This is a genomic window from Streptomyces sp. NPDC031418 (genome assembly GCF_055581605.1).
In genome coordinates, this window is record NZ_JBVIJC010000003.1 from 107,786 (window position 1) to 134,053 (window position 26,268).

General features: G+C 70.3%; 25 protein-coding genes, 1 tRNA gene and 1 pseudogene. 14 read left to right on the plus strand and 13 right to left on the minus strand.

Annotated features, from left to right (window positions below; translation table 11 throughout):
- Window positions 1-197 precede the first annotated feature (197 nt).
- The 3 genes from ACZ5CZ_RS04620 to ettA are packed head-to-tail and all read right to left on the minus strand — an operon-like array spanning window position 198 to window position 2,959.
- Entirely contained in the window at window positions 198-875 is a 678-nt protein-coding gene (locus ACZ5CZ_RS04620; RefSeq protein WP_385847466.1) for a DUF8185 domain-containing protein, read from the minus strand.
- The gene (locus ACZ5CZ_RS04625; RefSeq protein ID WP_385847467.1) at window positions 872-1,288 is read right to left on the minus strand and encodes an acyl-CoA thioesterase; all 417 of its coding nucleotides are present in this window, start codon (window positions 1,286-1,288) and stop codon (window positions 872-874) included. Before ACZ5CZ_RS04625 ends, ACZ5CZ_RS04620 begins: the two co-directional genes overlap by 4 nt.
- 6 nt (window positions 1,289-1,294) lie before the next feature.
- A complete protein-coding gene (gene ettA, locus ACZ5CZ_RS04630; protein ID WP_385847468.1) occupies window positions 1,295-2,959 on the minus strand; it encodes an energy-dependent translational throttle protein EttA in 1,665 nt (554 codons plus the stop codon).
- Between the two features lie 243 nt (window positions 2,960-3,202).
- Between ettA and ACZ5CZ_RS04635 the strand changes: the two genes are divergently transcribed.
- Both ACZ5CZ_RS04635 and ACZ5CZ_RS04640 read left to right on the plus strand, forming a co-directional pair.
- The gene (locus tag ACZ5CZ_RS04635) at window positions 3,203-3,736 is read left to right on the plus strand and encodes an HAD domain-containing protein (protein ID WP_468939125.1); all 534 of its coding nucleotides are present in this window, start codon (window positions 3,203-3,205) and stop codon (window positions 3,734-3,736) included.
- A gap of 15 nt (window positions 3,737-3,751) precedes the next feature.
- Window positions 3,752-4,624, plus strand: a complete 873-nt coding sequence (locus tag ACZ5CZ_RS04640) for a hypothetical protein (protein ID WP_468939128.1) — start codon at window positions 3,752-3,754, stop codon at window positions 4,622-4,624.
- Between the two features lie 17 nt (window positions 4,625-4,641).
- Here ACZ5CZ_RS04640 and ACZ5CZ_RS04645 read toward each other — a convergent pair whose 3' ends face one another.
- The 4 genes from ACZ5CZ_RS04645 to ACZ5CZ_RS04660 form a co-directional block, all read right to left on the minus strand.
- A complete protein-coding gene (locus ACZ5CZ_RS04645) occupies window positions 4,642-5,997 on the minus strand; it encodes a Cys-Gln thioester bond-forming surface protein (RefSeq protein WP_385847541.1) in 1,356 nt (451 codons plus the stop codon).
- Window positions 5,998-6,341: 344 nt separating this feature from the next.
- On the minus strand, window positions 6,342-6,812 hold the full coding sequence (locus tag ACZ5CZ_RS04650) for a single-stranded DNA-binding protein (protein ID WP_468939131.1): 471 nt from the start codon (window positions 6,810-6,812) through the stop codon (window positions 6,342-6,344).
- A 357-nt stretch (window positions 6,813-7,169) separates the two neighbouring features.
- The gene (locus tag ACZ5CZ_RS04655) at window positions 7,170-9,650 is read right to left on the minus strand and encodes a YfjP family GTPase (RefSeq protein ID WP_468939134.1); all 2,481 of its coding nucleotides are present in this window, start codon (window positions 9,648-9,650) and stop codon (window positions 7,170-7,172) included.
- Window positions 9,651-9,653: 3 nt separating this feature from the next.
- Window positions 9,654-11,261: a dynamin family protein gene (locus ACZ5CZ_RS04660; protein ID WP_468939137.1), complete on the minus strand. Its 1,608-nt coding sequence runs from the start codon at window positions 11,259-11,261 to the stop codon at window positions 9,654-9,656.
- 275 nt (window positions 11,262-11,536) lie between these two features.
- Between ACZ5CZ_RS04660 and ACZ5CZ_RS04665 the strand changes: the two genes are divergently transcribed.
- Window positions 11,537-11,609: transfer RNA gene (locus ACZ5CZ_RS04665), tRNA-Arg, on the plus strand.
- Between the two features lie 179 nt (window positions 11,610-11,788).
- On the opposite strand, the gene ACZ5CZ_RS04670 is transcribed toward ACZ5CZ_RS04665, so the two are convergent.
- Both ACZ5CZ_RS04670 and ACZ5CZ_RS04675 read right to left on the minus strand, forming a co-directional pair.
- Window positions 11,789-11,929: an integrase gene (locus ACZ5CZ_RS04670; RefSeq protein ID WP_385847477.1), complete on the minus strand. Its 141-nt coding sequence runs from the start codon at window positions 11,927-11,929 to the stop codon at window positions 11,789-11,791.
- A gap of 111 nt (window positions 11,930-12,040) precedes the next feature.
- On the minus strand, window positions 12,041-12,247 hold the full coding sequence (locus ACZ5CZ_RS04675) for a hypothetical protein (RefSeq protein WP_468939142.1): 207 nt from the start codon (window positions 12,245-12,247) through the stop codon (window positions 12,041-12,043).
- A gap of 342 nt (window positions 12,248-12,589) precedes the next feature.
- On the opposite strand from ACZ5CZ_RS04675, the gene ACZ5CZ_RS04680 reads away from it, so the two are divergent.
- Both ACZ5CZ_RS04680 and ACZ5CZ_RS04685 read left to right on the plus strand, forming a co-directional pair.
- On the plus strand, window positions 12,590-14,473 hold the full coding sequence (locus tag ACZ5CZ_RS04680) for a serine/threonine-protein kinase (protein WP_468939145.1): 1,884 nt from the start codon (window positions 12,590-12,592) through the stop codon (window positions 14,471-14,473).
- Window positions 14,474-14,535: 62 nt separating this feature from the next.
- Window positions 14,536-14,634, plus strand: a pseudogene (locus tag ACZ5CZ_RS04685) (GntR family transcriptional regulator); the annotation flags it as partial.
- A 344-nt stretch (window positions 14,635-14,978) separates the two neighbouring features.
- On the opposite strand, the gene ACZ5CZ_RS04690 reads toward ACZ5CZ_RS04685, so the two are convergent.
- The gene (locus ACZ5CZ_RS04690) at window positions 14,979-15,104 is read right to left on the minus strand and encodes a hypothetical protein (RefSeq protein ID WP_468939148.1); all 126 of its coding nucleotides are present in this window, start codon (window positions 15,102-15,104) and stop codon (window positions 14,979-14,981) included.
- A gap of 594 nt (window positions 15,105-15,698) precedes the next feature.
- Between ACZ5CZ_RS04690 and ACZ5CZ_RS04695 the strand changes: the two genes are divergently transcribed.
- From ACZ5CZ_RS04695 to ACZ5CZ_RS04730, 8 genes are all read left to right on the plus strand, one after another.
- The gene (locus ACZ5CZ_RS04695) at window positions 15,699-16,943 is read left to right on the plus strand and encodes a cytochrome P450 (RefSeq protein ID WP_385847482.1); all 1,245 of its coding nucleotides are present in this window, start codon (window positions 15,699-15,701) and stop codon (window positions 16,941-16,943) included.
- 33 nt (window positions 16,944-16,976) lie between these two features.
- Complete coding sequence (locus ACZ5CZ_RS04700) at window positions 16,977-18,662, plus strand: AMP-binding protein (protein WP_385847484.1); 1,686 nt, start codon at window positions 16,977-16,979, stop codon at window positions 18,660-18,662.
- A gap of 82 nt (window positions 18,663-18,744) precedes the next feature.
- Complete coding sequence (locus ACZ5CZ_RS04705) at window positions 18,745-19,602, plus strand: ferritin-like domain-containing protein (protein ID WP_385847486.1); 858 nt, start codon at window positions 18,745-18,747, stop codon at window positions 19,600-19,602.
- The gene (locus tag ACZ5CZ_RS04710) at window positions 19,602-20,150 is read left to right on the plus strand and encodes a PaaI family thioesterase (protein ID WP_385847487.1); all 549 of its coding nucleotides are present in this window, start codon (window positions 19,602-19,604) and stop codon (window positions 20,148-20,150) included. The genes ACZ5CZ_RS04705 and ACZ5CZ_RS04710 overlap by 1 nt, the downstream gene beginning before the upstream one ends.
- A gap of 2 nt (window positions 20,151-20,152) precedes the next feature.
- A complete protein-coding gene (locus ACZ5CZ_RS04715; protein ID WP_385847489.1) occupies window positions 20,153-20,440 on the plus strand; it encodes an acyl carrier protein in 288 nt (95 codons plus the stop codon).
- Window positions 20,437-21,357, plus strand: coding sequence for an SAM-dependent methyltransferase (locus tag ACZ5CZ_RS04720; RefSeq protein ID WP_385847491.1), 921 nt, complete (start codon window positions 20,437-20,439; stop codon window positions 21,355-21,357). The genes ACZ5CZ_RS04715 and ACZ5CZ_RS04720 overlap by 4 nt, the downstream gene beginning before the upstream one ends.
- Window positions 21,354-22,205, plus strand: coding sequence for an acyl-ACP desaturase (locus ACZ5CZ_RS04725; protein WP_385847493.1), 852 nt, complete (start codon window positions 21,354-21,356; stop codon window positions 22,203-22,205). The genes ACZ5CZ_RS04720 and ACZ5CZ_RS04725 overlap by 4 nt, the downstream gene beginning before the upstream one ends.
- Window positions 22,202-22,930 (plus strand): 4'-phosphopantetheinyl transferase family protein, encoded by a 729-nt coding sequence (locus tag ACZ5CZ_RS04730; protein WP_468939157.1) that lies wholly within the window; start codon window positions 22,202-22,204, stop codon window positions 22,928-22,930. Before ACZ5CZ_RS04725 ends, ACZ5CZ_RS04730 begins: the two co-directional genes overlap by 4 nt.
- A 223-nt stretch (window positions 22,931-23,153) precedes the next feature.
- Here ACZ5CZ_RS04730 and ACZ5CZ_RS04735 read toward each other — a convergent pair whose 3' ends face one another.
- Together ACZ5CZ_RS04735 and ACZ5CZ_RS04740 are read right to left on the minus strand one after the other, a co-directional pair.
- Entirely contained in the window at window positions 23,154-23,540 is a 387-nt protein-coding gene (locus tag ACZ5CZ_RS04735) for a MaoC family dehydratase (protein ID WP_385847495.1), read from the minus strand.
- Window positions 23,537-24,079 (minus strand): PaaI family thioesterase, encoded by a 543-nt coding sequence (locus tag ACZ5CZ_RS04740; protein ID WP_450787201.1) that lies wholly within the window; start codon window positions 24,077-24,079, stop codon window positions 23,537-23,539. Before ACZ5CZ_RS04740 ends, ACZ5CZ_RS04735 begins: the two co-directional genes overlap by 4 nt.
- A 211-nt stretch (window positions 24,080-24,290) precedes the next feature.
- On the opposite strand from ACZ5CZ_RS04740, the gene ACZ5CZ_RS04745 reads away from it, so the two are divergent.
- Window positions 24,291-25,292 carry a beta-ketoacyl-ACP synthase 3 gene (locus ACZ5CZ_RS04745; protein WP_385847542.1) on the plus strand — a complete coding sequence of 334 codons (1,002 nt, stop codon included), beginning with the start codon at window positions 24,291-24,293 and terminating at the stop codon, window positions 25,290-25,292.
- 191 nt (window positions 25,293-25,483) lie between these two features.
- On the opposite strand, the gene ACZ5CZ_RS04750 is transcribed toward ACZ5CZ_RS04745, so the two are convergent.
- On the minus strand, window positions 25,484-25,972 hold the full coding sequence (locus ACZ5CZ_RS04750) for a helix-turn-helix domain-containing protein (protein WP_468939161.1): 489 nt from the start codon (window positions 25,970-25,972) through the stop codon (window positions 25,484-25,486).
- Between the last annotated feature and the right edge of the window lie 296 nt (window positions 25,973-26,268).

The following is a 26,268-nucleotide window of genomic DNA, read 5'->3' on the forward strand; positions in this document are numbered from 1 at the left end:
GCAAGGGGTGATGCCCGGGCTCAGCGGACGGTGACGGCCGGGGCCGGGCAAAGGGTGATGCCCGGGCTCAGCGGACGGTGACGGCCGGGGCCGGGCAAAGGGTGATGCCCGGGCTCAGCGGACGGTGACGGCCGGGGCCGGGCAAGGGGTGATGCCCGGGCTCAGCGGACGGTGAGGGCCGGGGGTGATGCCCGGGCTCAGCGGACGGTGACGCCCAGCGTGCCGAGCCCGGCCCGGCGTACGGCGACGGACCCGTAGGGGGTGCGCAGCCGCAGCCACGCGCCCGAGGTGAACAGCCCGGTGCCGGCCTCGGTCGTACCGGGCCGCAGGAAGCCCAGGGACTGGGCCGCGTGCACGGCCCGTACCGGAAGTCCGGTGGCCGCGATCTCCCGGGACCAGATGTCCCGCCCGATGGCGTCCAGCTCGGCCCGGGTCCGTGCCTCGGGCGCCAGCCCGGCGGTGCGCGAGCGGAACTCGCTCACCGCGGCGGAGACGGTCGCCCTCAGCACGTCCGGCGCGGGCAGGCCCGGCACCGGCCGCCAGCCGCCGCGCGGCGGCAGCACACCGGCCCACGGCGGCCCGGTGACCGCGCCCGGCACGGCCGCGGTGGCCGCCCGTTCGGACACGGACTCCAGGAACTCGCCGGCGGAGACGGTCATGTCGAGGGTGACGTCGAGACCGTCCTCGTACGGCTTCGCCAGCCGGACCGCGCGGACCGCCAGCACCTCGAAGGACGGGGGGCGGCCGAAGACGGCCAGTGCGGTGCCGGCCGCCTGGAGGCGCACCGCTGCTCCACGGTCGTAGTGGAGCAGCCGGGAGAGGAAGGCGGCGAGGTCCGCCGCCTCCGTCTCGTCGGCGAGGTGGAGCACCGTCATGCGGCGACGGCCTCCGACTCGTCGGCCTCGTCCATGTACCGCTCCAGGAACTCCCGCTCCTCGCCGGTGATCCGGCGCGGCCGCTGGGTCTCGAAGTCGAAGGGGACGACGACGGTGGAGGCCCGCACGTACACGACGTCCCCGTCCTTCACCTCGTACGAGACGGTGAAGGACGCGGCCCGGATCTGGGTGATCCACAGCTCCACGTCCACCGGCCGGGGCCGGTGGACGAGCTGCTGCTTGTAGTCGATCTCATGGCGGGCCACCACCGACCCCTGCCGGAAGTCCTTGTCCGGACCGGACAGGAAGTCGATCCGGGCCTCTTCCAGGTAGCGCAGGAAGACCGCGTTGTTGACATGGCCGTACGCGTCCATGTCCGACCAGCGCAGCGGGCAGGGATAGATATGGCGCAAGACCGATCAGCCCCGGGTCAGCTTCTTGTAGGTGGCGCGGTGCGGACGCGCGGCGTCCGGGCCCAGGCGCTCGATCTTGTTCTTCTCGTACGACTCGAAGTTGCCCTCGAACCAGAACCACTTCGACTCACCCTCGTAGGCGAGGATGTGCGTCGCGACCCGGTCCAGGAACCAGCGGTCGTGGGAGACGACCACGGCGCAGCCGGGGAAGTCCAGCAGCGCGTTCTCCAGGCTGGACAGCGTCTCGACGTCGAGGTCGTTGGTCGGCTCGTCGAGGAGCAGCAGGTTGCCGCCCTGCTTCAGGGTCAGCGCCAGGTTGAGCCGGTTGCGCTCACCGCCGGACAGGACGCCGGCCGGCTTCTGCTGGTCCGGGCCCTTGAAGCCGAACGCGGACACGTACGCCCGGCTCGGCATCTCGACCTGGCCGACGTTGATGTAGTCGAGCCCGTCGGACACGACCTCCCACAGCGTCTTCTTCGGGTCGATGTTCTCGCGGCTCTGGTCGACGTACGAGATCTTGACGGTCTCGCCGACCTTGATGTCGCCGGAGTCCGGGGTCTCCAGACCCTGGATCATCTTGAACAGGGTGGTCTTGCCGGCGCCGTTCGGGCCGATGACGCCCACGATGCCGTTGCGCGGCAGCGTGAAGCTGAGGCCGTCGACGAGGACCTTCTCACCGAAGGCCTTGCTCAGCTTCTCGACCTCGACGACGACGTTGCCCAGGCGCGGGCCCGGCGGGATCTGGATCTCCTCGAAGTCCAGCTTCCGCATCTTCTCCGCCTCGGCGGCCATCTCCTCGTACCGCGCGAGACGGGCCTTGGACTTGGCCTGCCGCCCCTTGGCGTTGGAGCGCACCCACTCCAGCTCTTCCTTGAGCCGCTTCTGCCGCTTGGCGTCCTTCTGGCCCTCGACCTTGAGACGGGTGGCCTTGGTCTCCAGGTAGGTGGAGTAGTTGCCCTCGTAGGGGTACGCGCGGCCGCGGTCCAGCTCGAGGATCCACTGGGCGACGTTGTCCAGGAAGTACCGGTCGTGGGTGATGGCCACGACCGTGCCCGGGTACTTGGCCAGGTGCTGCTCCAGCCAGTTCACCGACTCGGCGTCGAGGTGGTTGGTGGGCTCGTCGAGCAGCAGCAGGTCGGGGGCCTCGAGCAGCAGCTTGCAGAGCGCGACGCGGCGCTTCTCACCACCGGAGAGGTTGGTGACCGGCCAGTCGCCGGGCGGGCAGCCCAGCGCGTCCATGGCCTGCTCCAGCTGGGCGTCGAGGTCCCAGGCGTTGGCGTGGTCCAGCTCCTCCTGGAGCTTGCCCATCTCGTCGAGCAGCGCGTCCGAGTAGTCGGTCGCCATCAGCTCGGCGATCTCGTTGAACCGGTCGAGCTTGCCCTTGATCCCGGCGACGCCGTCCTGGACGTTCTCCAGGACGGTCTTCTCCTCGTTCAGCGGAGGTTCCTGGAGCAGGATGCCCACGCTGTAGCCCGGCGACAGGAACGCGTCACCGTTCGACGGCTGCTGGAGTCCCGCCATGATCTGGAGGACGGTCGACTTACCGGCGCCGTTCGGCCCGACGACACCGATCTTCGCGCCCGGCAGGAAGCTCAGGGTGACGTCGTCGAGGATCACCTTGTCGCCGTGCGCTTTGCGCGCCTTGCGCATGGTGTAGATGTACTCAGCCAAGAGAAACCGTCCGGCAACTTGAAATCTGGCAGTGGGCAGATACACCCCATCTTGCCTGAACGCCAGGCTTGGGTGTTAACCCGTTCGGTGCGGGGGCTGTGACCTGGGGCTTCGGTCGGAGCGACGGTGGCTCGTCTGTCACTGTCGGTCGCCGTTGGGTGGCCTCGGGCACCCTCGCACCGCCCAGGGACGGCCCGGGAAGCGGGGGTCCCCGCCGGCACCGCGCCGGGCTATCGTGCCGCTGTGACCAGCGCAGCGGAGCGCCCCATCCTCTTCCTCGACGTCGACGGTCCGCTCATCCCGTTCGGGGGGTCCTACGGCTCCCCGGCGTCTGCCGGTCAGGGCAACCCGCTGCTCGACCGGCTCGATCCCGGGATCGGACCGCGCCTCCTCGCCCTGGGCTGCCCTCTCGTATGGGCCACAACGTGGTTGGAGGACGCGAACGAGGCCGTTGCTCCGCGCCTCGGGCTGCCGGCGCTTCCCGTGGTGCGGTGGCCGGAGGACTGCGCCGACGGCGGCCCCCGCGGCCTGCACTGGAAGACCCGCCCTCTCCTCGAGTGGGCCGGCCGCCGGCCGTTCATCTGGGTCGACGACGAGATCGGCGCCCTGGACCGCCTCTGGGTCACCGCCCAGCACCCCGCGCCCTCCCTGCTCCATCGCGTCGACCCGACCGCGGGCCTCGGGGACGCCGACTTCTCGGCGCTGGCCGACTGGCTCGCCGCCGAGGGGTTCGGTCATGGGTCGCAGTGGGCGGCGGACCGGATGTCAGTGGGCTGATGTTCACTGAGCGGCATGGAGGACTGGGGAGCGGGCCGCGCCGTCTCGGAGATCATCCGTTCGTCCGCTGCGGGCGGGCTGCCGGCGGTTTTCGAGGCGCCGGAGGGTATGGGGTTCCAGGAGCTGGTCGCCGAGGTGGCGCGGTGGGCGGGGCAGCCCCGCAATCTCGCCATGGGCGGCTACGTCGACCCGACGCTGACGGAGCGCACCGGGCTGCCGCTCGTCGAGCCGTTCGGGGATGAGCTGCTCGACTTGCGGGGCTGGGGGCGCCAGGCCCACTGGATCGGCTGCGGCCGGGTCGGCGGCGCGGGTGGGGAGCGGGTGGTCGTGGTGGTCGCGCGGCGAGCCGATCCCGCGTTCACCGGGTTGCCCGAGGGGGGCTCCTGGGGCGAGAGGCTGTGCGCCCTCACCGGCTGGGAGCCGGTGCCGCGTCCGGCGGTCGACTGGGCCGCCGTGGAGGCCGATCTGGGCACCGCGCTGCCGGCCGACTACAAGGAGATCGTCGGCCTCTTCGGCCCGGGCGGCTTCGACGACTATGTCGATCTCCTGATCCCCGGGGTCCTGGGTATGGACCTCGTGGTCTGGGCCAGGACCGCCGTCCGGTACAGCGGCCTCTTCGAACCGTACGACTGCTTCCCGGCGCCGCAGGGGCTGCTGCGGTGGGGCTCGTCGGAGCAGGAGCTGGACTTCGTCTGGCAGACCGGGGTGGGCGACGGGCCCGACGACTGGCCTGTGCTGGTGGGCGAGTTCGGCGCATGGGAGCGGTACGACTGCGGGATGGGCGAGTTCCTCGTCCGGATGCTCGCGGACGTGCAGTACGGGTTTCCCACCTGCCGCCTGTCCGGTCACTACTTCCGGAGCCTCGACTCGGAGCCCTTCGAGGACTGACACGGACGGCCCGTGCGTCAGGCGTCGTGCTGTTCCCGCTTGCGGAGGATCACCAGGACCGCGCCGCCGATCACCACGAAGCCGATGGCCACGCCCGCGATCACCGGGGTGAGGGCGGAGCCGCCGGTCGAGGCGAGGTTGGTGTCGGGGGCCATGGTGCCGCCCACGGAGGCGGGGCTGGGGTTGTTCTGGATCTCGGTGGTCTGCGTGGTGATCGCGCCCTGGGTCTTGCAGTCGAGGACGCCGGTGAAGCGGCGGCTGAAGCCGTTCGGACCGGTGACCGTGAAGTCGTAGGCCTGGTCCTCCTGGAGCGGCACCGTCACCGTGCGGGTCGCGCCCGCAGGGATCGTGTGCTCGACCCCCATCAGCTGGAAGGTGAAGGGCTGGTCGCCCTTGTCGCTGACGAGGATGTCCAGGGCGCCCTTGGCGCAGTTCTTGTGGGCGGAGACGGCCGGTATGGCGCCCTTGGCGGCCCAGGCGGCGGTCACGGTGGCGGAGACCGTGGACTCGCTGGAGCCGGCCAGGATCTGGGTCTGGCTGCGGCTGTCGGAGGTGAAGGCGCGGCCCACCGGCACGGTGGTGGAGGCCTGCACGGTCAGCTGTGCCGTGCCGCCCGCCGCGTCCTGGGGGATGTCGAAGTAGAGGCGGCTGCCGTCCTGTGCGGAGGTGAGCACCTTGCCGGTCTTGTCGATGATCCGCACCCCGCTGGTGGCGGCGTCGGCCGGCGGGACCACCGTGACCCCGCTCGCGTTGGTGTGCACGGTCACCGGTCCGAGCACATCGCCCGGCCGGCCGGAGACCGCGGGCGGGTCCAGGCTGAGCGAGGGCTGCGGCTCACCGGTGTTCCGGGCGCCCTTCTCCAGGTAGTCGGCGAGCTTCTCGGCCTGCGGATCGACGGCGTCCACCTTCGCGCCGTCCGTGTAGCGCCAGATGGCCACCTGGGTGCCGGCCGCCGCGTCCTGCTCGGTGAGGGTGCCCGCACCGGCCTTCCGGGCGAGCGCGGCCAGGTCGTTGACCTGCGGGTAGGAGTTCTGGAGGATCCAGCGGACCCGGCCCGCGTTCCGGTTCGTCCCCAGCGAGGTGCCGCTCCAGGAGGTCTCCTGGTAGTGGGCACCGCGCTGGGTGGGGTTGTGCAGGTCGACGCAGTACGTCTGAAGGGTGCCGCCGCCGTCCACGGACATCTCGAACAGCCCCGCGGCCACCCGCTGGTCGCCGCCGTCCGCGTGGATCACCGCCTCGCCGAAGGTCTTCAGGCCGTCGATCGTGGCCGTCGCTCCGCCCTCGGTCTGCGGTGTGGTGTCGGCCGCGGCCGTACCGGCACCGGACAGCAGTCCGGCCGCCACCAGCCCGGTCACCGCGGTGGTCCCGGCCAGGCGGGACAGCACGGCGGACCGGCAGAACCCAGACAGCGCAGCAAGCACAGAATTCCCCTTCGAGCAGGACCAGTTGGCTGTGGGGGGACGGTCCCACCTGCAGAATCGGCAACCCCTAGGGGCATGCCCGGCATCCTATGGACCGGGCGGGACCTCTCCCGCCGGTCCGATCGTCCGATGGCGGATCCGATCCGTAATCGTTATCGCCGGGACGGCCGGTGATCTGGGCTTATCGACAAATCCACCGGTTCGTACCAGCAGTTGAGGGTGGAACCGTCCGCGAGCCGGGAGCGGTGGCGGTCAGCGGCAGGACCCTGCCGGGAGTACGCGCCCGTCGGCTGACGTCACGTCACCGGTGCTGGTTCCGCGGCTGGTTGGGACTTCTCGGCCTCCTCCGGACGCGGTGTCTCCCAGTTCGGTTCCGGGCGGGGCGGGCCCGTCGGGGGTGCCTCCGGCTTGGCCGCGCGGCGGAAGAGGGCGGTGCCACGCGACAGGTCGTGGCCGATCGCGACGGCGTCGATGTCGGCGGACGCCCACTGCTGCTGCCCCTCGCGCACTTCCGTACGCACCTTCAGCCGGCCCTGGACGACGACGGGCTGGCCCACCTCCACCGACGCGGCCACATTGGCCGCGAGCTGGCGGTTGGCCCACACCGTGAAGAAGTTGGTGTGGCCGTCCGTCCAGGCGCTCCTCTCCCGGTCCCAGTAGCGCTGGGTCACCGCCAGCCGGAACCGGGCCGACGGTCCCGCCGCCAGCTCGCGATAGGCGGGCTGCGTCGCCACATTGCCCACCACGCAGACGATCGTCTCGTTCATGATTCGCTCCCCTCCCCCGTCCGGCATCCTCCGGCCGGGCGGACACGCGTACGGGCCCGTCCCGTACGGCTGCGTCTGCCGTGCCGGCGCCTACGGTCGCCGCGGCTCTGCGCCCTGCGCTTCCGCACCTGATCCGTACACGCCCGCACGTCCCGCCGACCGCGCCGCGCCCGCCGTATCCCGTATCTGCCGGCCGGGTCCGCCGTGCGATCGCCGTGACCTCAGACTGCCTCCGCCGGGCCGGCCCCGCTGAGCGCTGTGGACACCCCCGCGCCTGTGGACAACTCCGCCACCCGGACGGGTGAAAGCCCTCCCCCTCGTCGGTGATTCACCCTCCGTCACGCCCGGCCGCGGCCCTCACCTCACCCCAGCCCCGGTCCCGGCCGCGGTCCCGGCTGCTCCGCTCCGTACGACGCGGCCGTACTGCTCCCGCACCTCCCGGTATCGCAGCAGCTCGGCCGCCAGCGGATCCAGCACCCTGGCCCGGCCGCAGCTCGCCGCGGCCTCCCGCAGCCGCCGTTCCGCATCCTGGCCGTAGCGCCGTGCCGGGCCTCTGGCCGCGATCCGGCAGCCCCACTCGACCAGCGGACCGCCGGCGATCCCGCACACCATCAGCAGCACCGGAACCCCCAGGTTCGGCGCCATGACACCCACGATCTGGCCGGTCAGCCACAGCCCGCCCACGATCTGCAACAGCGTCATCGCCGCCTGGACCAGTACCGCGACCGGCCACCAGCCCGGCCGCGGCGGCCGCCCCGGCGGCAGTCCGGCGCGTGCGGCGAGCTGGTCCAGCGCCTCCGGCAGGCCGTGTGCGCCGCGCACCGCCGCCTCGCGCACCGCCTGCGCCCAGGGCGCCGGCAGTCCGGCCGAGGCCCGGTCGGCCACCGTACGGACCGCCTGTTCCACGCGCTGCCGGGCGGTGGCCTCCTCGTCCGGCTGCTGGCGTACGAGGTGCCGGCCGGTCGCCGAGCCGCCCCGCCGCTGGTACCAGCGCCACAGCCGCAGCCAGGGCGTGCCGCACGCCCGGTTGGCGTTGCGCAGCCAGGCGCGCTCGGCCGCCTCGCCCGCCGCCGTCGCGCCGACCGCGTCCGCGAGCCGAGCGGCGAACTCCTCCCGGGCCTCCTCGCTGAGCCCGACCCGGCGCCCGGTGGTGTAGACGGGGCGCAGCTCGGCCGCCGCGGCGTCCACGTCGGCCCCGACACGCCGGGCGGCGGCGCCGCGCTCGGCCACGAACTGGCCGAGTGCCTCGCGGAGATCGCCGACGCCCTCGCCGGTGAGCGCGGACAGCGCGAGCACGGTGGCGCCCGGTTCGTCGTACTCGCCGAGCGCGATGCCGTCCTCGTCCAGCAGTCGCCGCAGATCGTCCAGCACCTGGTCGGCGGCGTCGCCGGGCAGCCGGTCGACCTGGTTGAGGACGATGAACATGATCTCCGCGTGGCCCGCCATGGGCCGCAGGTAGCGCTCGTGGAGGACCGCGTCGGCGTACTTCTCCGGGTCCACCACCCAGATCACCGCGTCGACCAGCTTCAGCACCCGGTCGACCTGCTCGCGATGCTCCACGGCGGCGGAGTCGTGGTCGGGCAGGTCGACCAGGACGAGACCGCGCAGCTGAGCCTCGGACTCCGGGCTGTGCAGGGGGCGGCGGCGCAGCCGGCCCGGGATGCCCAGCCGGTCGATGAGACCCGCCGCGCCGTCGCTCCAGCTGCACGCGATGGGTGCGGCCGTGGTGGGACGCCGGACGCCGGTCTCCGAGATGGCCACCCCGGCCAGGGAGTTGAACAGCTGCGACTTGCCGCTGCCGGTGGCGCCCGCGATGGCGACGACCGTGTGCCGGCCGGACAGCTTGCGCCGCGCGGCCGCCTCGTCCAGCACGCGACCCGCCTCGGCGAGGGTACGGCTGTCCAGGCGGGCCCGGGAGAGTCCGACCAGCTCGCGCAGGGCGTCCAGGCGGGAGCGGAGGGGTCCGTCGTAGGCGAGCGGGACCGGGTTCTGGCCGCCCGGGCCGCGGCTCGTGACCTCCAGGGCGACCCGTTCGGCGGCGAGGGCGGCGGCGGTGGCCTCGGTGACCCGCCGGGCGATCAGACCGTCGTCCCAGGCCTCGGCGGAGTCGCGGTCGGTGGAGTCACGGTCGGCGGAGTCGCGGTCGGTGGAGTGGCGGTCGGTGGAGTCGCGGTCGGTGGAGTGGCGGGCGAGGGAGTGGCGGGCGAGGGAGTGGCGGTCGGGTCCGGTGTCCGTGTCGGTGTCGGCCGGCGCGTCTGCTGAATCCGCCGAACTCGCCGAACTCGCCGAATTCGCCGAACTCGCTGGTCTCGCTGAATCCGCTGCGTCCGAGGTGGGGCGGGGGGCCGGCCCTGGGGGGTGCGGGGGCTGGGGGATGGCCGGATGGATGCCGGGGGGCTGGGGAGCCGGATCGGTCTGGTCGCCGGTGAGGTCGTCGCTGTGCTTGTCGGTGTACTTGTCGCTGGGCTTGTCGTGCGCTCTCTCGGGGGACTTTTCCAGCACGGGGTTCTTCTCGGCCGCGGACTTCTCATCGGCCGCGGACAGGTCGGACGCCGCAGGCCGGTCAGCGGGTACGAGGCCGTCGGGCTGGGGGGTTCCCTCCCGGCCCCCTGCATCCTCCACGCGCGCGTGCTCCGCGCCGCCCTCCCCGCCGGTGGCCGGAGCCTCACCGGACTTCGGGAGGGCGTCGGGCTCCCCGGCCGGATGACCGATGGTGTCACTGCCGTACGCACTGCCCTGAGGGCCATGCTTGCCCTGATTGCAAGAGTTGCTGCGGTGCTCGGTGGGCCCCATGTGATCGGTGTGCTCCGTGTGGTCGTGGTCAGTGAGGGCGGTCACCGGTCACCTCTCCTTTTGCAGTACCGACAGCGCGGCGATCAGTTCGGCCTGGGGCTCGGGATGGACGTCCAGGGCGTCGAGCGGGGCGAGCCGCCGTTCGCGTTCGGCGTGCAGGACGCGGTCCACGTGCTCGTTGAGCAGCCGTCCGGCCCGGTCCCGCAGCCGCAGCGCGCCGTGCGCACCGAGCCGCTCGGCGAGCCCCTCGCCCGCGCTGCGCGCCCGCCGGCCGCCCAGCAGCGCGGTGGCGACCAGCGCGGCGACGGCCTCGGCGTCGGGCGCGACGGTCCGTTCCAGTTCGCGTACCTCGTCCTCGGCGTACTCCTCCAGTTCGCGCCGCCAGCGCCGTACCGCGAGCCCGATGCGGTGCTCGGCGTTCTCCGGGGAGGCGTCGCGCTCGGCGAGCGAGGGGGCGTCCGCGGCGGGCTCGCGGCGCCAGGCCTCGTCCACGCGCTCGTCGGCGGCCGTGACGGCGCACAGCAGCAGCGCGGCGAGGCTCTCCACGAGGGCGTCGAGCAGCTCGCCGGCGGCGCAGTCCAGCGGGAAGGCGCGCCAGCGCTTGAGGGCGTCCCCGGCGAGTACGGCGCCGGACTGGAGCCGGCCGCGTACCCGCGCGTGCTCGCTGTCGTAGGCGGCCTCCACGACCGAGGTGAGCCGGAGGGCGGCCGCGTACTGGGCGGCGGCGGCACTGGCCAGCTCGGGCATGCGCGTGTTGAGGGAGTCGAGGATGCCCTGGGCGGTACGGGCCATGACCTGGTGCCGGGCGGCGGGGTCCTGGGCATGGTGGACGAGCCAGTTCCGCAGAGGCGCGACGGCACTGGCGGGCAGCAGCCCGGCACCCCACGCGGACTCGGGCAGCTCCGGCACGGTGAAGCGGGGTACGTCGCCGAGTCCGGCCTTGGTGAGCAGGGCGCCGTACTGCCGGGAGACCTCGGAGACGACCTGGTGGGGCACCCGGTCCAGGACGGTGACGAGGGCGGCGTCGTACTCCTTGGCGGTGCGCAGCAGATGCCAGGGCACGGCGTCGGCGTAGCGGGCGGCCGTGGTGACCATGATCCAGATGTCGGCGGCGCAGATCAGCTCGGCGGCGAGGACACGGTTGTCGGCGACGAGGGAGTCGATGTCGGGGGCGTCGAGGAGGGCCAGGCCGCGCGGGAGGGTGTCGGCGGTCTCGACGCGCAGCACGCGCGTGGGTTCGTCGCCGGAGAGCAGGAAGTCGTCACCGGCGTCCTCCTGGGGCACCCACACGCGCGCGAGATCGGGCAGCACGCGCATGCCGCTGAACCAGTGATGATCCTCCGGATGGCAGACGAGGACGGGCGTCCGCGTGGTGGGCCGCAGCACGCCCGCCTCGCTCACCCGGCGTCCGACGAGGGAGTTGACGAGGGTGGACTTGCCCGCGCCCGTGGAGCCGCCGACGACGGCCAGCAACGGCGCCTCGGGCTCCCGTAGGCGGGGTACGAGGTAATCGTCGAGCTGCGCGAGGAGTTCGTCGCGGTTGGCACGCGCGCGTGGGGCCCCGGCCAGGGGCAGCGGAAAGCGTGCGGCGGCGACACGGTCGCGCAGAGCGGAGAGTGTGTCGAGCAGCTGAGGCCGAACGTCCAAGGTCACCACATGCGAAGAATGCCCAATTTTAGGGGAATTCTGAAGCATATGGCGTTGTCTGCGCGCCGACGGCGCAGAAGGGGCAGAAGGGACTAGTGGGACACGGGCGCGGCCCAGGCATAACGAGTGCACAACACCCGGTGGCGCCGGACGCCAAAAGCACTGCACGATTCGTACCTGCCTGCGATTATCAGGACCGCTTCACCGAACCTCCACATCGAGCCACGGAGGCGAAGCGACAGGGTCGAGGAACAGGGAGCTTTATCCTTGGTCCCGTCCACCAGGCCCCCGTAGCTCAGCGGATAGAGCAGGCGCCTTCTAAGCGCTTGGCCGCAGGTTCGAGTCCTGCCGGGGGCGCCGCGACAGCCCTCCCACCTGGGAGGGCTTTGTGCTGGTCAGGGTGGGTGCGGGGTGGCGCGCCGCGGCCTTGGACGGCCCCTTGGTGATCAAGGAGAGACCCCGAGCAGCTCCGGCTGCCCCAAGCCTTCACGGGCGCTCGTGTCGCCTGCGCGCCGGAGTCCTCGACCGGTGCAAGATCAGCCAGCACCCGGCAGCTCCGTGTCCGGGAGATCGCCCGCGGCTTCCAGCCGCCGCTTCAGGTCCGGCAGCTGCCCGTCGATGCACCGGGCGTACGTCGCCAGCAACACGGCGACGCTGTTCCCGGCCCACTCGGCCACCTGGGCACCGTGAGCGTCTCGCCCTCCGCACGGCCCTTCAGGTCGCGTTGCACGCGGATCCGCCCCGCGCGTCGGTCCACTGCTTCCCGACCTCCGGAGTCGCCGTGTGGATCAGCAGCTCGCACCACTGGTCGCCGACGCCAGGCTCGGGCAGGTCACGTCCTCCACCCACATGGCGACGGCTACCTCGGGCCGGGGGCCGCAGTGGTACAGCGTGACGAAGAAGGCGTGGAGCCGCTTGCCGCCGCACGGCCGGCGCCGTATCCAGTCGAGGATGGCCGCCGTCTGCTCGGGGTTCAGCAGCGACCGCTTGTCCATGTGGGCATCGCGAGTCCACTGCCGTCTCCTTGCTCACTCCTCAGGATCAGCGAGCGCATGATCGAGGCCTCGTGATGAGACTGCCGGACGCCTTGAACCGCATGGCCTGCACATCCACAGCCACGACGACGAGCACCTCATCCCAGGGAAATAAAGGCCTTCTCTCCTCCCAACAAGGCAACTCGCTCCGCTCACCGCGCGCAAGGCAGCCGACCGGCCCGCCCGCACAGCAATCAGTCGCCTTCCCGTCGGAGAAGGGGTACGTCGTGGCAACATGCGCTCAGCTAGAGGTAGGGGCAAAATAATAGTAGATCTGATTTGCACGACCAGGCGGAAGCTGGTATGGCGACGATAGGCGACGCCGCAGGCCGCGTCATTGCCAGGCGCTACCGATTGCTGGGCAACCTAGGCGCCGGTGGTATGGGTCGTGTCTGGCTCGCCCATGACCAGGAGCTGGACTGTGAAGTCGCCCTCAAGGAACTAGCCCTCCCACCAGACCTCTCTGAACACGAGCTGAATGCACGCATCGCCAGAGCCCGCAGCGAGGCACGGCACGCAGCACGACTCCGCGGTAATCCTCACGTGATTACCGTGTATGACTGCGCCGTCGACGAGGATTTGCCGTGGATCGTCATGGAGTACGTGCCTGGTGCGCGAGATCTTGAGGCAGTGGTCCGCGATGACGGTCCGGTGTCGCGAGCTGTTACGGCTCGTATTGGCCTGGCGCTACTTGATGCTTTGACTACGGGCCATCAGTTGCACATTCTGCACCGGGATGTCAAGCCATCGAACGTCTTGGTCACCAGTCTCGACCCTCACGACGTCAGCAGTGCAGGGAATGGACGGATACTTCTGACCGACTACGGCATTTCGCTTCGGGAGGACGCCGGTGAGCCTCGCTTGACCACGGCCACGGGAATCATCGGGACCCCCGGTTACCTGGCTCCGGAACGTGCCCGCGGTGAGGACCCGACGCCCGCATCGGACATATTCTCACTCGGAGCGACTCTCTACTTTGCGGTCGAGGGGCGAGGCCCCTTTGACCGTGGCACTCCCGTCGGCACGCTCACCGCACTGCTCACCGAAGACCCCACGCCACCACGCCGAGCGGGCAACCTGGCGCCCATCCTTCTGGAGCTGCTAGCGAAAGACCCGGCCCAGAGACTTCGCCCCGACGCAGCAACAGACCTGCTCACGCGACTCACAACCGAAGGCCCACGAACGCTACAGACAACCGTCACACAGACCAGCCACCCCGCGGCAAAGCACTCGAACTCAAAGCAGCATCCAGTCAACTCCCATATGCCAACATTGCGTTGGCCGCAGCAGCGTAAATCAGCCGAAGACAGACCCGGTCGAGCGAAGAAGCGAATTTCCCGCCGCGCAATTTTCCTCACAGCGGCAACACTTGCCGTCGGCCTGGTTTCATGGTTGACAGTAACGCTTGGTTCCACAACACAGCCACCCAATTCCAGGCCGCCACAAAGCCCCTCGGTGGCTGGCCCTCTTAAACCATACGGAGACGCCGTCGGACTGCTACAGGAGTTGCGCCCCGGCGACTGTGTTACAGCTCACTGGAGAAGTGGAAAATTCACAGAACTACCACAACTGACTCTGGTGGACTGTACGAACGATATCCCTGACGGGCAAGTGCTAGCGTCCGATGTCGCCACATCGGTCTCGGACGCCCAAGCTAATGGCTATAACCGATGCATGTCAGACGTGAAGGACACGGTCAACGCAATGGCCGATGCCCAGCCCTACTCATTGCCACCAACAGACCAGGGTTGGCGAAACGGGGTACACAAAACCGCCTGCCTAGTCTTCGACAAAACGGTACCCACAACCGGAGATGTGGGTAAATTCCGTAAACTAGGAGAACAGATCTACCTACAGAACTCGCAGATCGGTGACTGCTATGTCGACCAAACAGATAAATCGGGCAACATTACCGCCTCTTATCTGGCTAAATGCAGCTCGCCTCATGATGAGCAAACGGTAGGCTTCGTAAAGGTTCCCGCAACGACCCCGTATAAGACGGCCAACGATAACAGTACAGCACTCTGTCAGCGACGCTACCGCACCTACAGGACGGGAAATTATGATCTACTCGCCGGAATGAATGACCAGAGTGATTGGAATTCAGGCTTTCGGTATATTCAATGTGATGTTTATCGAATCGACAATCAGAAACTTACCTCCAGCCTCATACCAGCTTCACCATAGGCAAGCTGTGGCCGGCTGGGCAGCACGGAAGCCCGCAGGGACCCTCGGCGACGCGGGTCCGGGCGAGCGTCATGAACCGCATGGCCGTCGTCGAGATCACCGTCAGCCACGCCGTGGAGCAGCCCGAGCCGAGGCAGGCTACCGCCGAGAAGGCGTCGCTGCCGGCCGGGAGTTGCCGTCCGGCGGTGACTGTGCGTTCTTCGCCCGGGCTCTGCAAGCGGCGACCGTGTACGAGTAGACCGCGCCGCATCCGAACGACGCCGGCACCGGGCGCATGCCGGCCGTCACACATGCCCCAGCCCCATACGGGCCGTTCCTGTATGCGTGTAGCTTTGTGTTGTCCAACAAGTTGAGCAACAAGTAGGCCGACTTGTTGCTCAACTTCGGCCTGGGGCACCACAGTCCCGCAAGGTCGGCTCCCGAGCACGGTCCGGCCCGGTTGCCGCCAGACCGGACCATGCCCGTGGAGCGGCGGTGGTTCCGGCCGTTTAACGGGCGGCCGGAATCACCGCGTCACCTGCTCCACGAGAGCGGCGACCGCCACGAGAAGGCTGAGCACCGACAGGGTCACCTGACAGCGGTCCTGCCCCGGCCAGCGCTTTCCGGCCTTCCTGAACGATCGAACCCTCATGGCTGCTCCCCTCTTCCAGGGCACTCCTTCTCGGAGTGCTCCAACCACCCCGGCCGTCAGCCGGGACATCAGGGGGAACAGGAGCAGCGGGCACAGCCTAGCGCGCCAAGTAGTCGCAGGTGGACGGGACTTGGGAGTAGCGGGCGGCGTGCTGAATTATCGGCAGTACTTATGCGCGTACTTATTCAGAAAGCTCTCCGGGTTCGGGGGGCGTTTTTGGCCTCCGGTCACCGAAGAGGCCGTCAGGCGGCCGTACAGCGATTGAGCGCGAGCAGACAAGGGGGGTGAGGGTGGGTGGGCGGCGGCACCACCGGGGGTGAGGGTGTGGCGCTCATCACATCAGGGTCGCGCGCAGACAGGGCCCGTAGGGTGCCCGCGGCCGCCGGCCGGCCCGCCGCCGTACGCCGTGCGCAGTAAGGTCGTACACCGGCGCCCCCTTCGTCGCGACCTCCCCGCGGGACCCCGGGTCGCCCACCACAGCTCCCCCAGCCCCCTCCCCCACGCACAGGCCACGACCCTCGCGCCTACGCATTAGACCGCACCTCGCGCCGGTTATCAGCGGGTCGGCGGTGGGACCTTGGTCCTATTGATGGGGTGCGAGCAGCCCTGCCACGCTGTCCCGTCATGGACGCAGCGAAAGCGGAGATTCTCTATAACCCGCGTGATCCCAGGATGCGCAGCGACCCCTATCCCTTCTATGCGCGACTGCGTGAGGCGGAACCGGTCCATCAGACGCCCTTCGGTTTCTGGGTCGTTTCCGGATATGACGAGGCCGCGCAGCTCCTCCGCGATCCGCGACTCACCAGTGAATTCCACCGGGACAAGAAGTGGGCGGAGCATCGGGGCGGCTGGGAGAGTCCCGTGGTGACGGACACCCGGATGTGGATGCTCATGCTGGACGGCGGATCACACCGGCGTATCCGCGGTCTGGTGAATCCGGTGTTCAATGCGCGTTCCATCCTGGACATGCGTCCCCGTATTTCACAGATCCTGGAGAAGGTGCTGGCCGATATGGGCGCCGGGGAGGGTATCGATCTCATCGACGCCCTCGCGCTGCCCCTGCCGGTGACCGTGATCTGCGGGCTCGTCGGGCTGCCGGTGGAGGACCGGGACCAGTGCCGGCGGTGGACCGAGGCCATCGGGCATGTCGTCGACCCCGCCCTGGACGACGCGACGCAGCAGGCCATGAACACCTCGGTGGTCGAGTTCCGCGCCTATATCGCCGAGCATCTCGCCAAGCGGCGCAGCGAACCGCAGGACGACATCCTGTCCCGGCTGATGCTGGCGGAGGTGGACGGCGAGCGGCTCTCCGACGACGAGATCATCGCCAACGTCCTGCTGCTGTTCAACGCCGGTCACGAGACGACGGTCAATCTCATCGGCAACGGCACGCTGGCCCTGCTGCGGCACCCGGAGCAGATGCAGAAGCTGCGGGAGAATCCCGATCTCATCGAGGAAGGCGTCGACGAATTCGTCCGGTACGACGCCCCGGTGCAGCTCGTCGCCCGGATCACCACCGCGGATGTCGAGGTCGGCGGCAAGACCATTCCGGCCGGGTCGAAATTGATGATCCTGCTCGGTGCCGCCAATCGCGATCCGCGCCGGTACGAGCGCCCGGACGCCCTCGACATGACCCGTACCGACATCAAGCCGCTGGCTTTCGGCGGCGGTCCGCACTACTGCATCGGCGCGCTGCTCGGGAAGCTGGAGGGACGGCTCGTCTTCAACGAGCTGCTGCGGCGCTACAGCCGGATCTCCCTCAGCACCGAGGACGTCGTCTGGCGCCCGCACGTCAATTTCCGCGGACTGACCGAGTTGCGTGTCGATCTGGTGCCCTGATTTCACACGGCTCAGGGAAGAAAGGAACCCCCCTTGCGCAGCCCCCTGTTGTCCGGCGACACCCTCACCGAATGCTTTCTGAACCACACCAAGGCCTCGCCCGACGCCGTGGCCGTCTTCCCCGGCAGCGAGGAGCGCATCTCGGCCGCCGAGCTCGCCGAGTCCTCGCTGCGGTGCGCGCTCGGTCTGATGGAGCACGGGGTCGGTCCCGGCACCATCGTCGGCCTCCTCGTCCCCACGGACGCCCGCTTCCTCAGCCTCTTCTTCGGGGCGCAGCGGGCCGGGGCCGCGTGCAGCGTCCTGCCGCTGCCCGCCGGCTTCGGCGACGAGCAGGGCACCGCCCGCCGGCTGGCCCGCATCCTGGGCGTCGCCGGCATCCGCCACCTCGTCCTCGGTACCGCCTTCCAGAGCCTCGGCGCCCTCCTCGCGGAGCAGATACCGGGCCTGGTCCTCATCGACCCCGAGGTGTCCGTCCCCGGTGACGCGCACCGGCTGCCCGCCGTCGACCCGGCCGCCCTGTCGGTCGTACAGTTCACCTCGGGCAGCACCAGCGCCCCCAAGGGCGTGATGCTCACCCAGAGCGCCATGGCGGCCGGTGTGCTGGCCTGCGCGGTCTCCGGGGAGTTCAGCCCGGACGACGTCTTCATGCAGTGGGTGCCCACCTTCCACGACATGGGTCTGGTCGGCCTCTTCTCGCATCTGCTCAACGGCGCCGACGTGCACGTGTTCACCCCGACCGCGTTCCTGCGCCGCCCCGCGCAGCTGCTGAGCTACTTCGCCGAGCACCGCGGCACGGTGATGACCGGCCCCAACTTCTCGTACGAGCAGTTCGTGGACTCCACGCCACCGGAACTGGTCAAGGAGCTGGACCTGTCCGCCTGGCGGCTCGCCTTCAACGGGGCGGAGCCGGTGAGCGCCGCCACCGTCGAGCGCTTCACCACCCATCTCGCGCCGGCGGGCCTGCGGGACACCGTCATGTACCCGGTGTACGGCATGGCCGAGGCGACCCTCGGCATCACCTTCCCCCGGCCCGGCACCACGCCCCGCATCCTCTCCCTGGACCGGGCCGAACTGGCCGCCACCGGACGGGTGGTGCCCGTGGAGCGCGGTGCGGAGGGCGCGAAGGACGCGGTGGCGCTCGGCAGCCCGGTGCACCAGCTCGAGGTGCGGCTGGTCACCGAGGACGGCCGGGTGTGCGGGCCCGGCGAGCTGGGCGAGGTGCAGATCGCGGGACCGGCCGTGACCTCCGGCTACTACAACGCGCCCGAGGCCACCGCGGCCGCCTTCGACGGGCGCTGGTTCCGCACCGGGGACGTCGGCTTCCAGCACGACGGCGACCTGTTCGTCACCGGGCGCACCAAGGACATGGTCATCGTCCGGGGCCAGAACTACTTCCCCGACGACATCGAGGCCGTCGCCCGCGAGGTGCCCGGCGTCTACCGCAAGCGCTGCGTGGCCTTCTCCGATGTGGCGGAGGACGGCCGCGAGGTGGTCCGTGTGGTCGTCGAGGCCGACCCCAAGCAGGACGGCCCCGGCCTGGAGGCCGAGATCGCCGCCCGGGTCGTACGGGAGATGGACTTCACCGACGTCCGGGTGCATCTGGTCAAACCGCGCTGGATCACCCGTACCACCAGCGGCAAGTGGCAGCGCTCCCGCACCCGGGAACGGCTGGCCGAGCTGGCCGCCGAGACCGCCGGCACCGCCGCCGAGAACGCCTAGCGACTGTCGTCCGGGCCGCCGCCGGCCCCGGACCGAGGACCGATCGAACCGGCACGACCCGGAACCGAACCGGAGGACACCCGTGACCACCCCGTACAGGATCGAGGCCGCCCGCGACCCCGACGCGGAGCCGCTGCACAGCTACGACGTCTTCCCCGTGTACCAGTCCGCCTCCTGGGAGATGAGCGACATCCCCTGGGACGAGTTCCGGCCCGACCTGGTGAAGCCCGAGTACGTCGCCTTCGCCATGGGTGCCGTCATGGGCGAGTCCAACTCGATCGCCGCGCAGCACGGCTTCTTCAACGAGTTCGTGGACGACTACGACTTCTCGGCCTTCGTCTGCCTGTGGGGCTACCAGGAGCTCCAGCACCACCTGGCGTTCAAGAAGTGGCTGCGGCTGGCCGGCACCGATGTCGGCTACGAGCAGATCAACGCCATGCGTGCGCCGTACCCGCCGGGCATCACCCCGTCGGCGACGCTCGCCACCAACATCATCTCCGAGATCGCCACCAACCACATGTACAAGTGCGTGAGCCGGTTCGCCGAGGAGCCGGTCATCGCCAAGATCATGAAGCGGGCGAGCGGTGACGAGGCGCGGCACGCGCGGGAGTTCATCCACTACACCGCCCGCCGGCTGGCCCAGCGCCCGGAGGAGCTGCCGTCGGTCCTGGAGACCTTCTACGTCTACATGGCCGACCCCGAGGGGCGTTACAACCACCCGGTCAGCAAGTTCAAGGGCAACCTCCCCGAACTCGACGGCCATGTCACCATCGACGAGGTCTTCCGCTACTTCGGCGAGGTCGACGACGGCACCGAGTGGGACCGGATCCACCGGCAGCTGTTCAACACGCTGACCGAGCTGACCGGCCGCCCGGTGGAGAAGCTCCGCGACATCCGGCGTCTGCTCGCCGAGCTGGCCACCGCCGGGAACGAGGCGTGATGGCCGAGCAGGGCACCCCCACGGCCACGGCCACCGCCCTCCCCGAGGGCACCCCGGTCGAGCTGCCCTGGCTGGAGGAGCCCCGCTTCGCCTGCTTCGGCTGCTCGCCGCGGAACCGGATCGGCCTGGCGCTGAAGATGTTCCGCCTGGACGACGGCCGGCTCGCCACCGACATCACCTTCTCCGACGAGTACGCCTCCTACCCCTCGGTGGTGCACGGCGGCATCGTCAGCGTGCTGGTGGACGAGCTGATGGGCGATCTGATCGCCCTCGACCTGGGCATGCTGGCCTTCTCGGTCACCCTGCGCACCAAGTTCCTGCGCCCGCTCCAGGTCGGCGTCCCCTACCGGGCCGTCGCCCGCATCACCCGGGAGGCCAACGGCGTGGTGCACGCGGAGGCGGATGTCCTCGACGCGGACGGCACCCCGCACGTCATGGCCAGTTCTGCCTACCAGCCCATCAGTTCGGAGCAGGCCGAGGGCCACATGGGCCTGGCCGGCGCCGACCGCGACCGGCTCGCACACTACTTCGACCACGCGATTGGATGACCATGTCCCAGCAGACCGACCCGCGGTCCGTGTCCCTCCAGGAGTCCGCCGTACTGGACGAGGTGCGCTCCCAGACCGCCAAGGAACTCGGCATCGACATCGGCGAGATCGCCGCGGACACCGTTCTGAAGGAGCTGCCCGGCGCCGACTCGGTGCGCCTGCTCCGGGTGGTCGCGCAGATCGAGCGGGTCTACGACGTCGAGTTCGAGGACGAGGACATCTTCGACGTCCGTACCCCGCGCCAGCTCACCGGCCTGGTGCTCGCCCAGGCCGGCACGGAGGGCCGATGACCACCCACGCGGACGCCGGCCCCACCCTCCACGCGGGCCGCGACGGCGACCTCGCGCTGCCCCCGGAGGAGGCGAAGCGGGCCACCAACGAGCACTACGAGCTGCCCCCCGAGGTCTTCCGGGCCTTCCTGGACGAGCGGGTCAAGTACAGCTCGGGCCTGTACCGCACGCCGGACGCGACCCTGGAGGAGGCGCAGACCGCCAAGCTGCACTTCGTGGCCGAGCGCCTCCAGCTGCGCGGCGGCGAGTGCCTCCTCGACATCGGCTGCGGCTGGGGCAGCCTCACCCTGTTCATGGCCCAGGAGTACGGCTGCGAGGTCACCGGTGTGACCCCCAGCGGGCCGCAGGCCGAGTACATCCGGGAGCAGGCCGCCAAGCTCAAGCTGGCCGGCCGGGTCGACATCCGGGTCGGCTCCTACACCGACCTGGAGATCGACGGGCGCTACGACGCGGCGACCATGCTCGGGTCGATCATCCACATGCCGGACCGGGTGGCCGTGCTGCGCAAGGTGTACGGCTCGCTGCGCCGCCAGGGCCGGCTCTACCTCTCCGAGAGCTGCTTCCGCAGCGCGGAGGTGTACCGGGAGTTCGCCGACCGGCCGGGCACCAAGCACGTCACCGAGACCATCTTCGGTTTCGCCGACATGGTGCCCTTCTCCCACCTGGTGGGGGCGGCCGAGTCGGCGGGCTTCAGCCTGGAGGCGCTGGACGACCTCACCGCCCACTACCACCGCACCATCGAGGACTGGCACCGCCGCGCGGAGGCCAACAGCGACCGGATCGAGGCGGTCGCCCCCGGGATGACCGAGCCGCTGCTGCGGTATCTGCGCACGGCCAACGCCGGCTGGGGCTACACCTCCAAGCACTACGCCCTCACCGCCTCGAAGACCCGGCTCGGCCCCAGGACGGCGACATGACCGAGACGGCCGTACTGGACGATCTGCTGCCCGCGCTGGAGATGCACGAGCTCGTCGACCAGGCGGTGACCCGGGCCGGGGAGCGGACCTGGACCCTCGCCGAGCTGGACTGGGACGGGCTGCGGCCGGAGCGGCTCACCGAGGCCGACCGGTCCGCGGTGCGGTTCATCACCTTCGTCGAGGACCACATCCCGGGCTATCTGTCCCACTTCCTGGAGGCGTTCCCGGTCGGCGGTGCCGAGCAGGAGCTGGAGCGGTTCGGGTTCAACCGGGAGTACTTCCGCTTCCTGGTCGCCTGGGCCAACGACGAGGAGCGGCACGCCTCGGCGCTCAGCCGCTACCAGGTCGAGACCGGCATGGCGACCCGGGAACAGGTGCTCGCGGACCTCGCGGAGGAGGGGCGCAAGAAGTTCACGCTGCCCTATGAGCATCCGGTGCAGTCCTTCACGTACACGCTGGTGCAGGAGAAGGCGACGCAGCTGTTCTACCAGCGGTTCCGGGAGACGGTCAGCGAGCCCTTCCTGAAGGACCTGCTCGGCCGGCTCGCCCGGGACGAGGCGCGGCACTTCGCCTTCTACAGCAACCTGGTCGGCGCGTACGTGGCCAGGGACGGCGCCGCGGCCGTCCCCGGGCTCAAGGACGTCATCGCCACCTTCCGGATGCCGCTCGCCGACACCATGAAGGGGTACTGGCGCTGGTCCCTGAAGGTCGCCGACGCCACCTCCTACGACCACACCGAGTCGTACGACGCGGTGGTGCGGCTGGTGCGCGGCTTCGTGGACACGCCCGGCGAGCCGAGCGTGGCGGATCTGGCCTCCTTCGTGCAGGCGATCCGGCGCGTGCGGTGAACCCGGACGGCGCCCGGACCCTGGTGGTCGGCTGCGACTGGGCCGGCCGGTCCGCGCCCGAGGAGCTGCTCGGGGAGCGGGAGCGGGCCCATGCCGCGGGGCTGAGCGGCGGCCGGCGCGCCGAGTGGGTCCGTACCCGGCTCACGGCGAAGGCGGCGGTGCGCTGGACCACCGGGGTGCCCGGCGCCCAGATCCTGCCCGGCCCGGGTGGTGCTCCCCTGCTGTGGGGGGCGCCGCCCGGGCTGGTCGTCTCGCTGGCCCACTCCGGGCAGCTGGCCGCCTGCGCGGTCGGGTACGGGGAGCCGGGCCGGCCGGTCGTCGGGGTGGACGTGGAGCCGGTGGACGCCCGCAACGGCATCCTGCTGAAGAGGCTGCTCGGTCCGGACGAGACGCCGTGCGTGGTGCCGGGGAGGCCGCGCCGGCCGCTGCCGCCCGGGCTGCTCGCCACGGTCCTCGCGGCCTGCAAGGAGGCCGCGCTCAAGGCGTACCGCGGGCCTTCCCCGTCGTTGCGCGACTATCCGCTGAGCCGGGGCGCCGACGGCCGGCTCCGGGTGCGGGTGGCCGGCGCGCGGCACGGTGAACTCCGTGTGTGGTGGTCCTGCCGGGCGGGCCGGGTGACCGCGGTCTGCGCCCCCGGCCGGCTGCCGCCGGTCCGCCGCACCGTCCCCGCCGACCGCGTCCTCGCGGCCCTGCGGGACGCCCGCCCCCGGCCGCCGGAGCACTGAGGTGCCCCGCCGGCCGAACGGCGTACGACGCACCGGGCGCCCTGTTCCCGTGACGGCCCGGAGATGGACCCTGCGGGGGCAGCGGAACCGTGGGGCGAAGAGGCGGGGGTGGCGTGACATCGCCCCGGCGAAGCCTGAGTCCGGCGTGCCGGTGGGGCATCGGGGGCTCGCGGGCGGCCAGGGGTGCCCGGCACGAGGTGGCCGGGCGGAGCGGCGGGGGGCGTCAGTGGCGGATCACGCCCGTGCTGTCGCCGCGCAGCACCGTCTCCCCGTCCTGGTTGAGGATCTCGATGTCGAACTCCACCGCCGTCCCCGAACGGACCTCCTTCAGCGCGCGCACGGTCACCTCCGCGGTGATCGTGTCGCCCGACCAGACCGGCTTCAGGAACTCCCAGCCCATGCGGCGCGCGATGAAGTGCAGGCTGCCGCCGATCTTCGTGGCGAGCGAGGCGGTGAGCAGTCCATGGGCCATGGCCCGGCCCTCGTCGGGCAGATGGTGCCGGCCGCGGTCGCCCGCGAGGTCGGCGAAGGCGGTGATGTCCTCGACGGTGATGAGCCGCTGTTCGCGCAGCACCTGGCCGACCACGAGGTCGGGCGCCGCGCCGCTCATCGGTCTCCCTCCGGGCCGGCCGGGGCCGCGGGGCGCTTGCTCCGCACCAGGCAGCTGCTCTTGCCCACGGCGCACAGCTTGCCGTCGGAGTCCACCACGCGGCAGCTCGCCAGGCCGCGGTTGCGCCCCAGGTGCACGACCTCGGCGTCGACGGTGACCAGACCGGACGCCTCGTGCACCGGGCGCAGGAAGTCCACGTTCAGATCGAGGGTGACGATGTCCTTGTCCTCGGGGATCGCGGAGAGGATCGCGCAGCCGAGGGCGGAGTCGATGAGGGTCGACAGGATGCCACCGGAGAGCAGTCCCAGATGGTTGGTGAAGAAGTTCTTGACCGGCATGGTGAACTGCACGGTGCCGGGGTCGGCTTTGACGACGGCGATGCCGAGGACTTGTGCGACGGGCGGCGCGACGATCTCACCGGAGACCAGCCCACGCAGATATGACAGTCCCGTCGCGTCGGCCTGGGTGGCGAAAAGCGGCCCCTGGTCCCGCCATTCGAGCGTGGCGGTGTGTGTGGTGGGGGCATGTACCTCTGACACTTCGCTCCTCCATGTGAGCGCCGGACATGAGGCCGCCAGTCTGGCAGCACCTCCGATGAGCCGCAACACGCCTCTCCATGCTGCGAGTTGGAAACCTGAGAAGCAATGAGACAAACGTCCCGGCCTTTTCTTCCTTGACAGCCGCCAATGGGCCGACGTTTGATGAAAAAATGTCCGGGGGCACCGATCCACGATTGGATTGATGACGTCGATGATCACTGAAATCGAATCCTCACCCAGCCGATATGCCCGCCTTCTGGGGGTGGGCTCGTATCGCCCGGGCCGGGTGGTCGGAAATGAAGAGATATGCAGGTTCATCGATTCCGACAGTGCATGGATCGAGGCCCGGTCCGGGATTATGACCCGGCATTTCGCCGAGCCCGGCGAAACGGTGCCCGTCATGGCGGCACGGGCCGCCGAGAAGGCGCTGAGCGCGGCCGGTCTCACCCCGGCGGACGTCTCCTGCGTCACCCTGTGCACGATGTCGTACCTGCACCAGGCGCCGCCCGCGGCGGCGGCCTGCGCCGCGGAGCTGGGAGCGCGCGGGGCGGCCGCCTTCGACCTCGGCGCGGCCTGCGCCGGGTTCTCCCACGGCCTGGCCGTGGCGGGCAGCCTGGTGGCGAGCCGGCAGGCGGAGTACGTGCTGGTGGTGGGCGCGGAGCGGATGAGCGACATCGTCGACCCGTACGACCGCTCGACGGCGTTCATCTTCGGTGACGGGGCGGGGGCCGCCGTGGTCGGCCCCGCGGACGAGCCGGGGATCGGGCGCGCGGTGTGGGGCACCGACACCGACCATCTGCGGGCCATCGAGCAGAGCCGGTCCTTCGCGGAGCTGCGCGAGGACCGCCTGGTGCGCTGGCCGTTCCTGGAGATGGCGGGTCAGGAGGTCTTCCGCTGGGCGATCGGCGCCGTCGGCGAGGTGTGCGAGCGGGCGCTGCGCGCGGCCGGGGTGACGGTGCACGACATCGAGGCCTTCATCCCGCACCAGGCCAATGTGCGGATCATCGACGCGGCGGTGAAGGCGATGGGGCTGCCGGCCTCGGTCGAGGTGGCGCGGACGGTACGGGACGACGGGAACGTCTCCGGCGCCTCGATCCCGCTCGCGCTGGACACCCTGATCGCCGCCGGCCGGATCAGGCCCGGGGCGCTGGTGCTCACGGCCGGCTTCGGGTCGGGCCTCAGCTACTCGGCGCAGGTGCTCGTGGCCCCCTGACGCGGGCTGCCCACGGGTGGGCGCATGGGCCGGCTCCTCCCCGGTGCGGGGCGGGGAGCGGGCCCCTTCGCGTGTCCGGCGCCTGTCGTGCGGTTCGCGCAGGCCTGGCGACGGACAGCGGCACAGCCCCGGCGACGGTGGTGGCCGCGGCTGTGTACGGGCGCCTTCGGTCCTCGGGCACCCTTCACTCCTCAGGCGTCTTCGGCGCTCGGGCGTCCCGGGCCGTCCTGCCCCGGCTCCAGCCCCTCCATCTCGCGCAGCTGGTCCAGAACCGCCTTGGCGAATTCCAGGCCTTTCGGCGACAGCCCCACCGCGCGCATGGCCACACCGGTGACCCCGGCACGGTCCAGCGACTGCACGTCCTGCTGGGTCAGGCCGGCGTCCCGCCAGGCCGCGAGTTCCTCCAGTCTCTTCTCCGTGCGCGCGGCCGACTCGTCGTCGAAAAAGTACGAGACGGGAACCCCGAAGAACGTGGCCAGGGCGTCGAGGTGATGGAGGCGAGGATTTCCTCGTTCACCCTTGCGCAGATAGGCGATGTACTGCTTGGAGATATCGCTGCCCTGTTCCCGGATGGCGCGGGCGACCTCCTCGTTACTGAAGGGGCCGCGGCCACGCGGGTGGACGGTTTCGAAGAGGCGGTTCAGCCGCTGAGCCAGCGATCCGATCGCTTCTGTCCCCATTTGTCCCTGCTCCTCTGGTCTCTGCGCTGACAACTGGAGGCGTGCGTGGGGGGTCTTGGCGGCCACACCAGTTGACGAGGTGATGACGGCGACGTAGGCTCCACGAGAGTTCGATGAGCCTTTCATGGTACATCGCTCGAAGACTACCGCAAGTAATGAGCACGTCGAATCTGCTTGCGTGCACTGGTCGTTGAGTGCATCTGCGTCCTACGGCAGGGACGGCCGGAGACGAATCCCGAAGAACAGCGCGGCTTTCGAGTGGCGCCCGGCGCCGTGTGCGGTCATATTCCGCGTGC

Coding starts and splice junctions, on each gene's coding strand:
- ACZ5CZ_RS04710 (WP_385847487.1), top strand. CDS start 19,602: ATGGCCGAGCAGGGCACCCCCACGGCCACGGCCACCGCCCTCCCCGAG.
- ACZ5CZ_RS04675 (WP_468939142.1), bottom strand. CDS start 12,247: ATGGACAAGCGGTCGCTGCTGAACCCCGAGCAGACGGCGGCCATCCTC.
- ACZ5CZ_RS04735 (WP_385847495.1), bottom strand. CDS start 23,540: ATGAGCGGCGCGGCGCCCGACCTCGTGGTCGGCCAGGTGCTGCGCGAA.
- ACZ5CZ_RS04640 (WP_468939128.1), top strand. CDS start 3,752: ATGGAGGACTGGGGAGCGGGCCGCGCCGTCTCGGAGATCATCCGTTCG.
- ACZ5CZ_RS04690 (WP_468939148.1), bottom strand. CDS start 15,104: ATGAGGGTTCGATCGTTCAGGAAGGCCGGAAAGCGCTGGCCGGGGCAG.
- ACZ5CZ_RS04680 (WP_468939145.1), top strand. CDS start 12,590: ATGGCGACGATAGGCGACGCCGCAGGCCGCGTCATTGCCAGGCGCTAC.
- ACZ5CZ_RS04720 (WP_385847491.1), top strand. CDS start 20,437: ATGACCACCCACGCGGACGCCGGCCCCACCCTCCACGCGGGCCGCGAC.
- ACZ5CZ_RS04715 (WP_385847489.1), top strand. CDS start 20,153: ATGTCCCAGCAGACCGACCCGCGGTCCGTGTCCCTCCAGGAGTCCGCC.
- ACZ5CZ_RS04650 (WP_468939131.1), bottom strand. CDS start 6,812: ATGAACGAGACGATCGTCTGCGTGGTGGGCAATGTGGCGACGCAGCCC.
- ACZ5CZ_RS04745 (WP_385847542.1), top strand. CDS start 24,291: ATGATCACTGAAATCGAATCCTCACCCAGCCGATATGCCCGCCTTCTG.
- ACZ5CZ_RS04750 (WP_468939161.1), bottom strand. CDS start 25,972: ATGGGGACAGAAGCGATCGGATCGCTGGCTCAGCGGCTGAACCGCCTC.
- ACZ5CZ_RS04620 (WP_385847466.1), bottom strand. CDS start 875: ATGACGGTGCTCCACCTCGCCGACGAGACGGAGGCGGCGGACCTCGCC.
- ACZ5CZ_RS04725 (WP_385847493.1), top strand. CDS start 21,354: ATGACCGAGACGGCCGTACTGGACGATCTGCTGCCCGCGCTGGAGATG.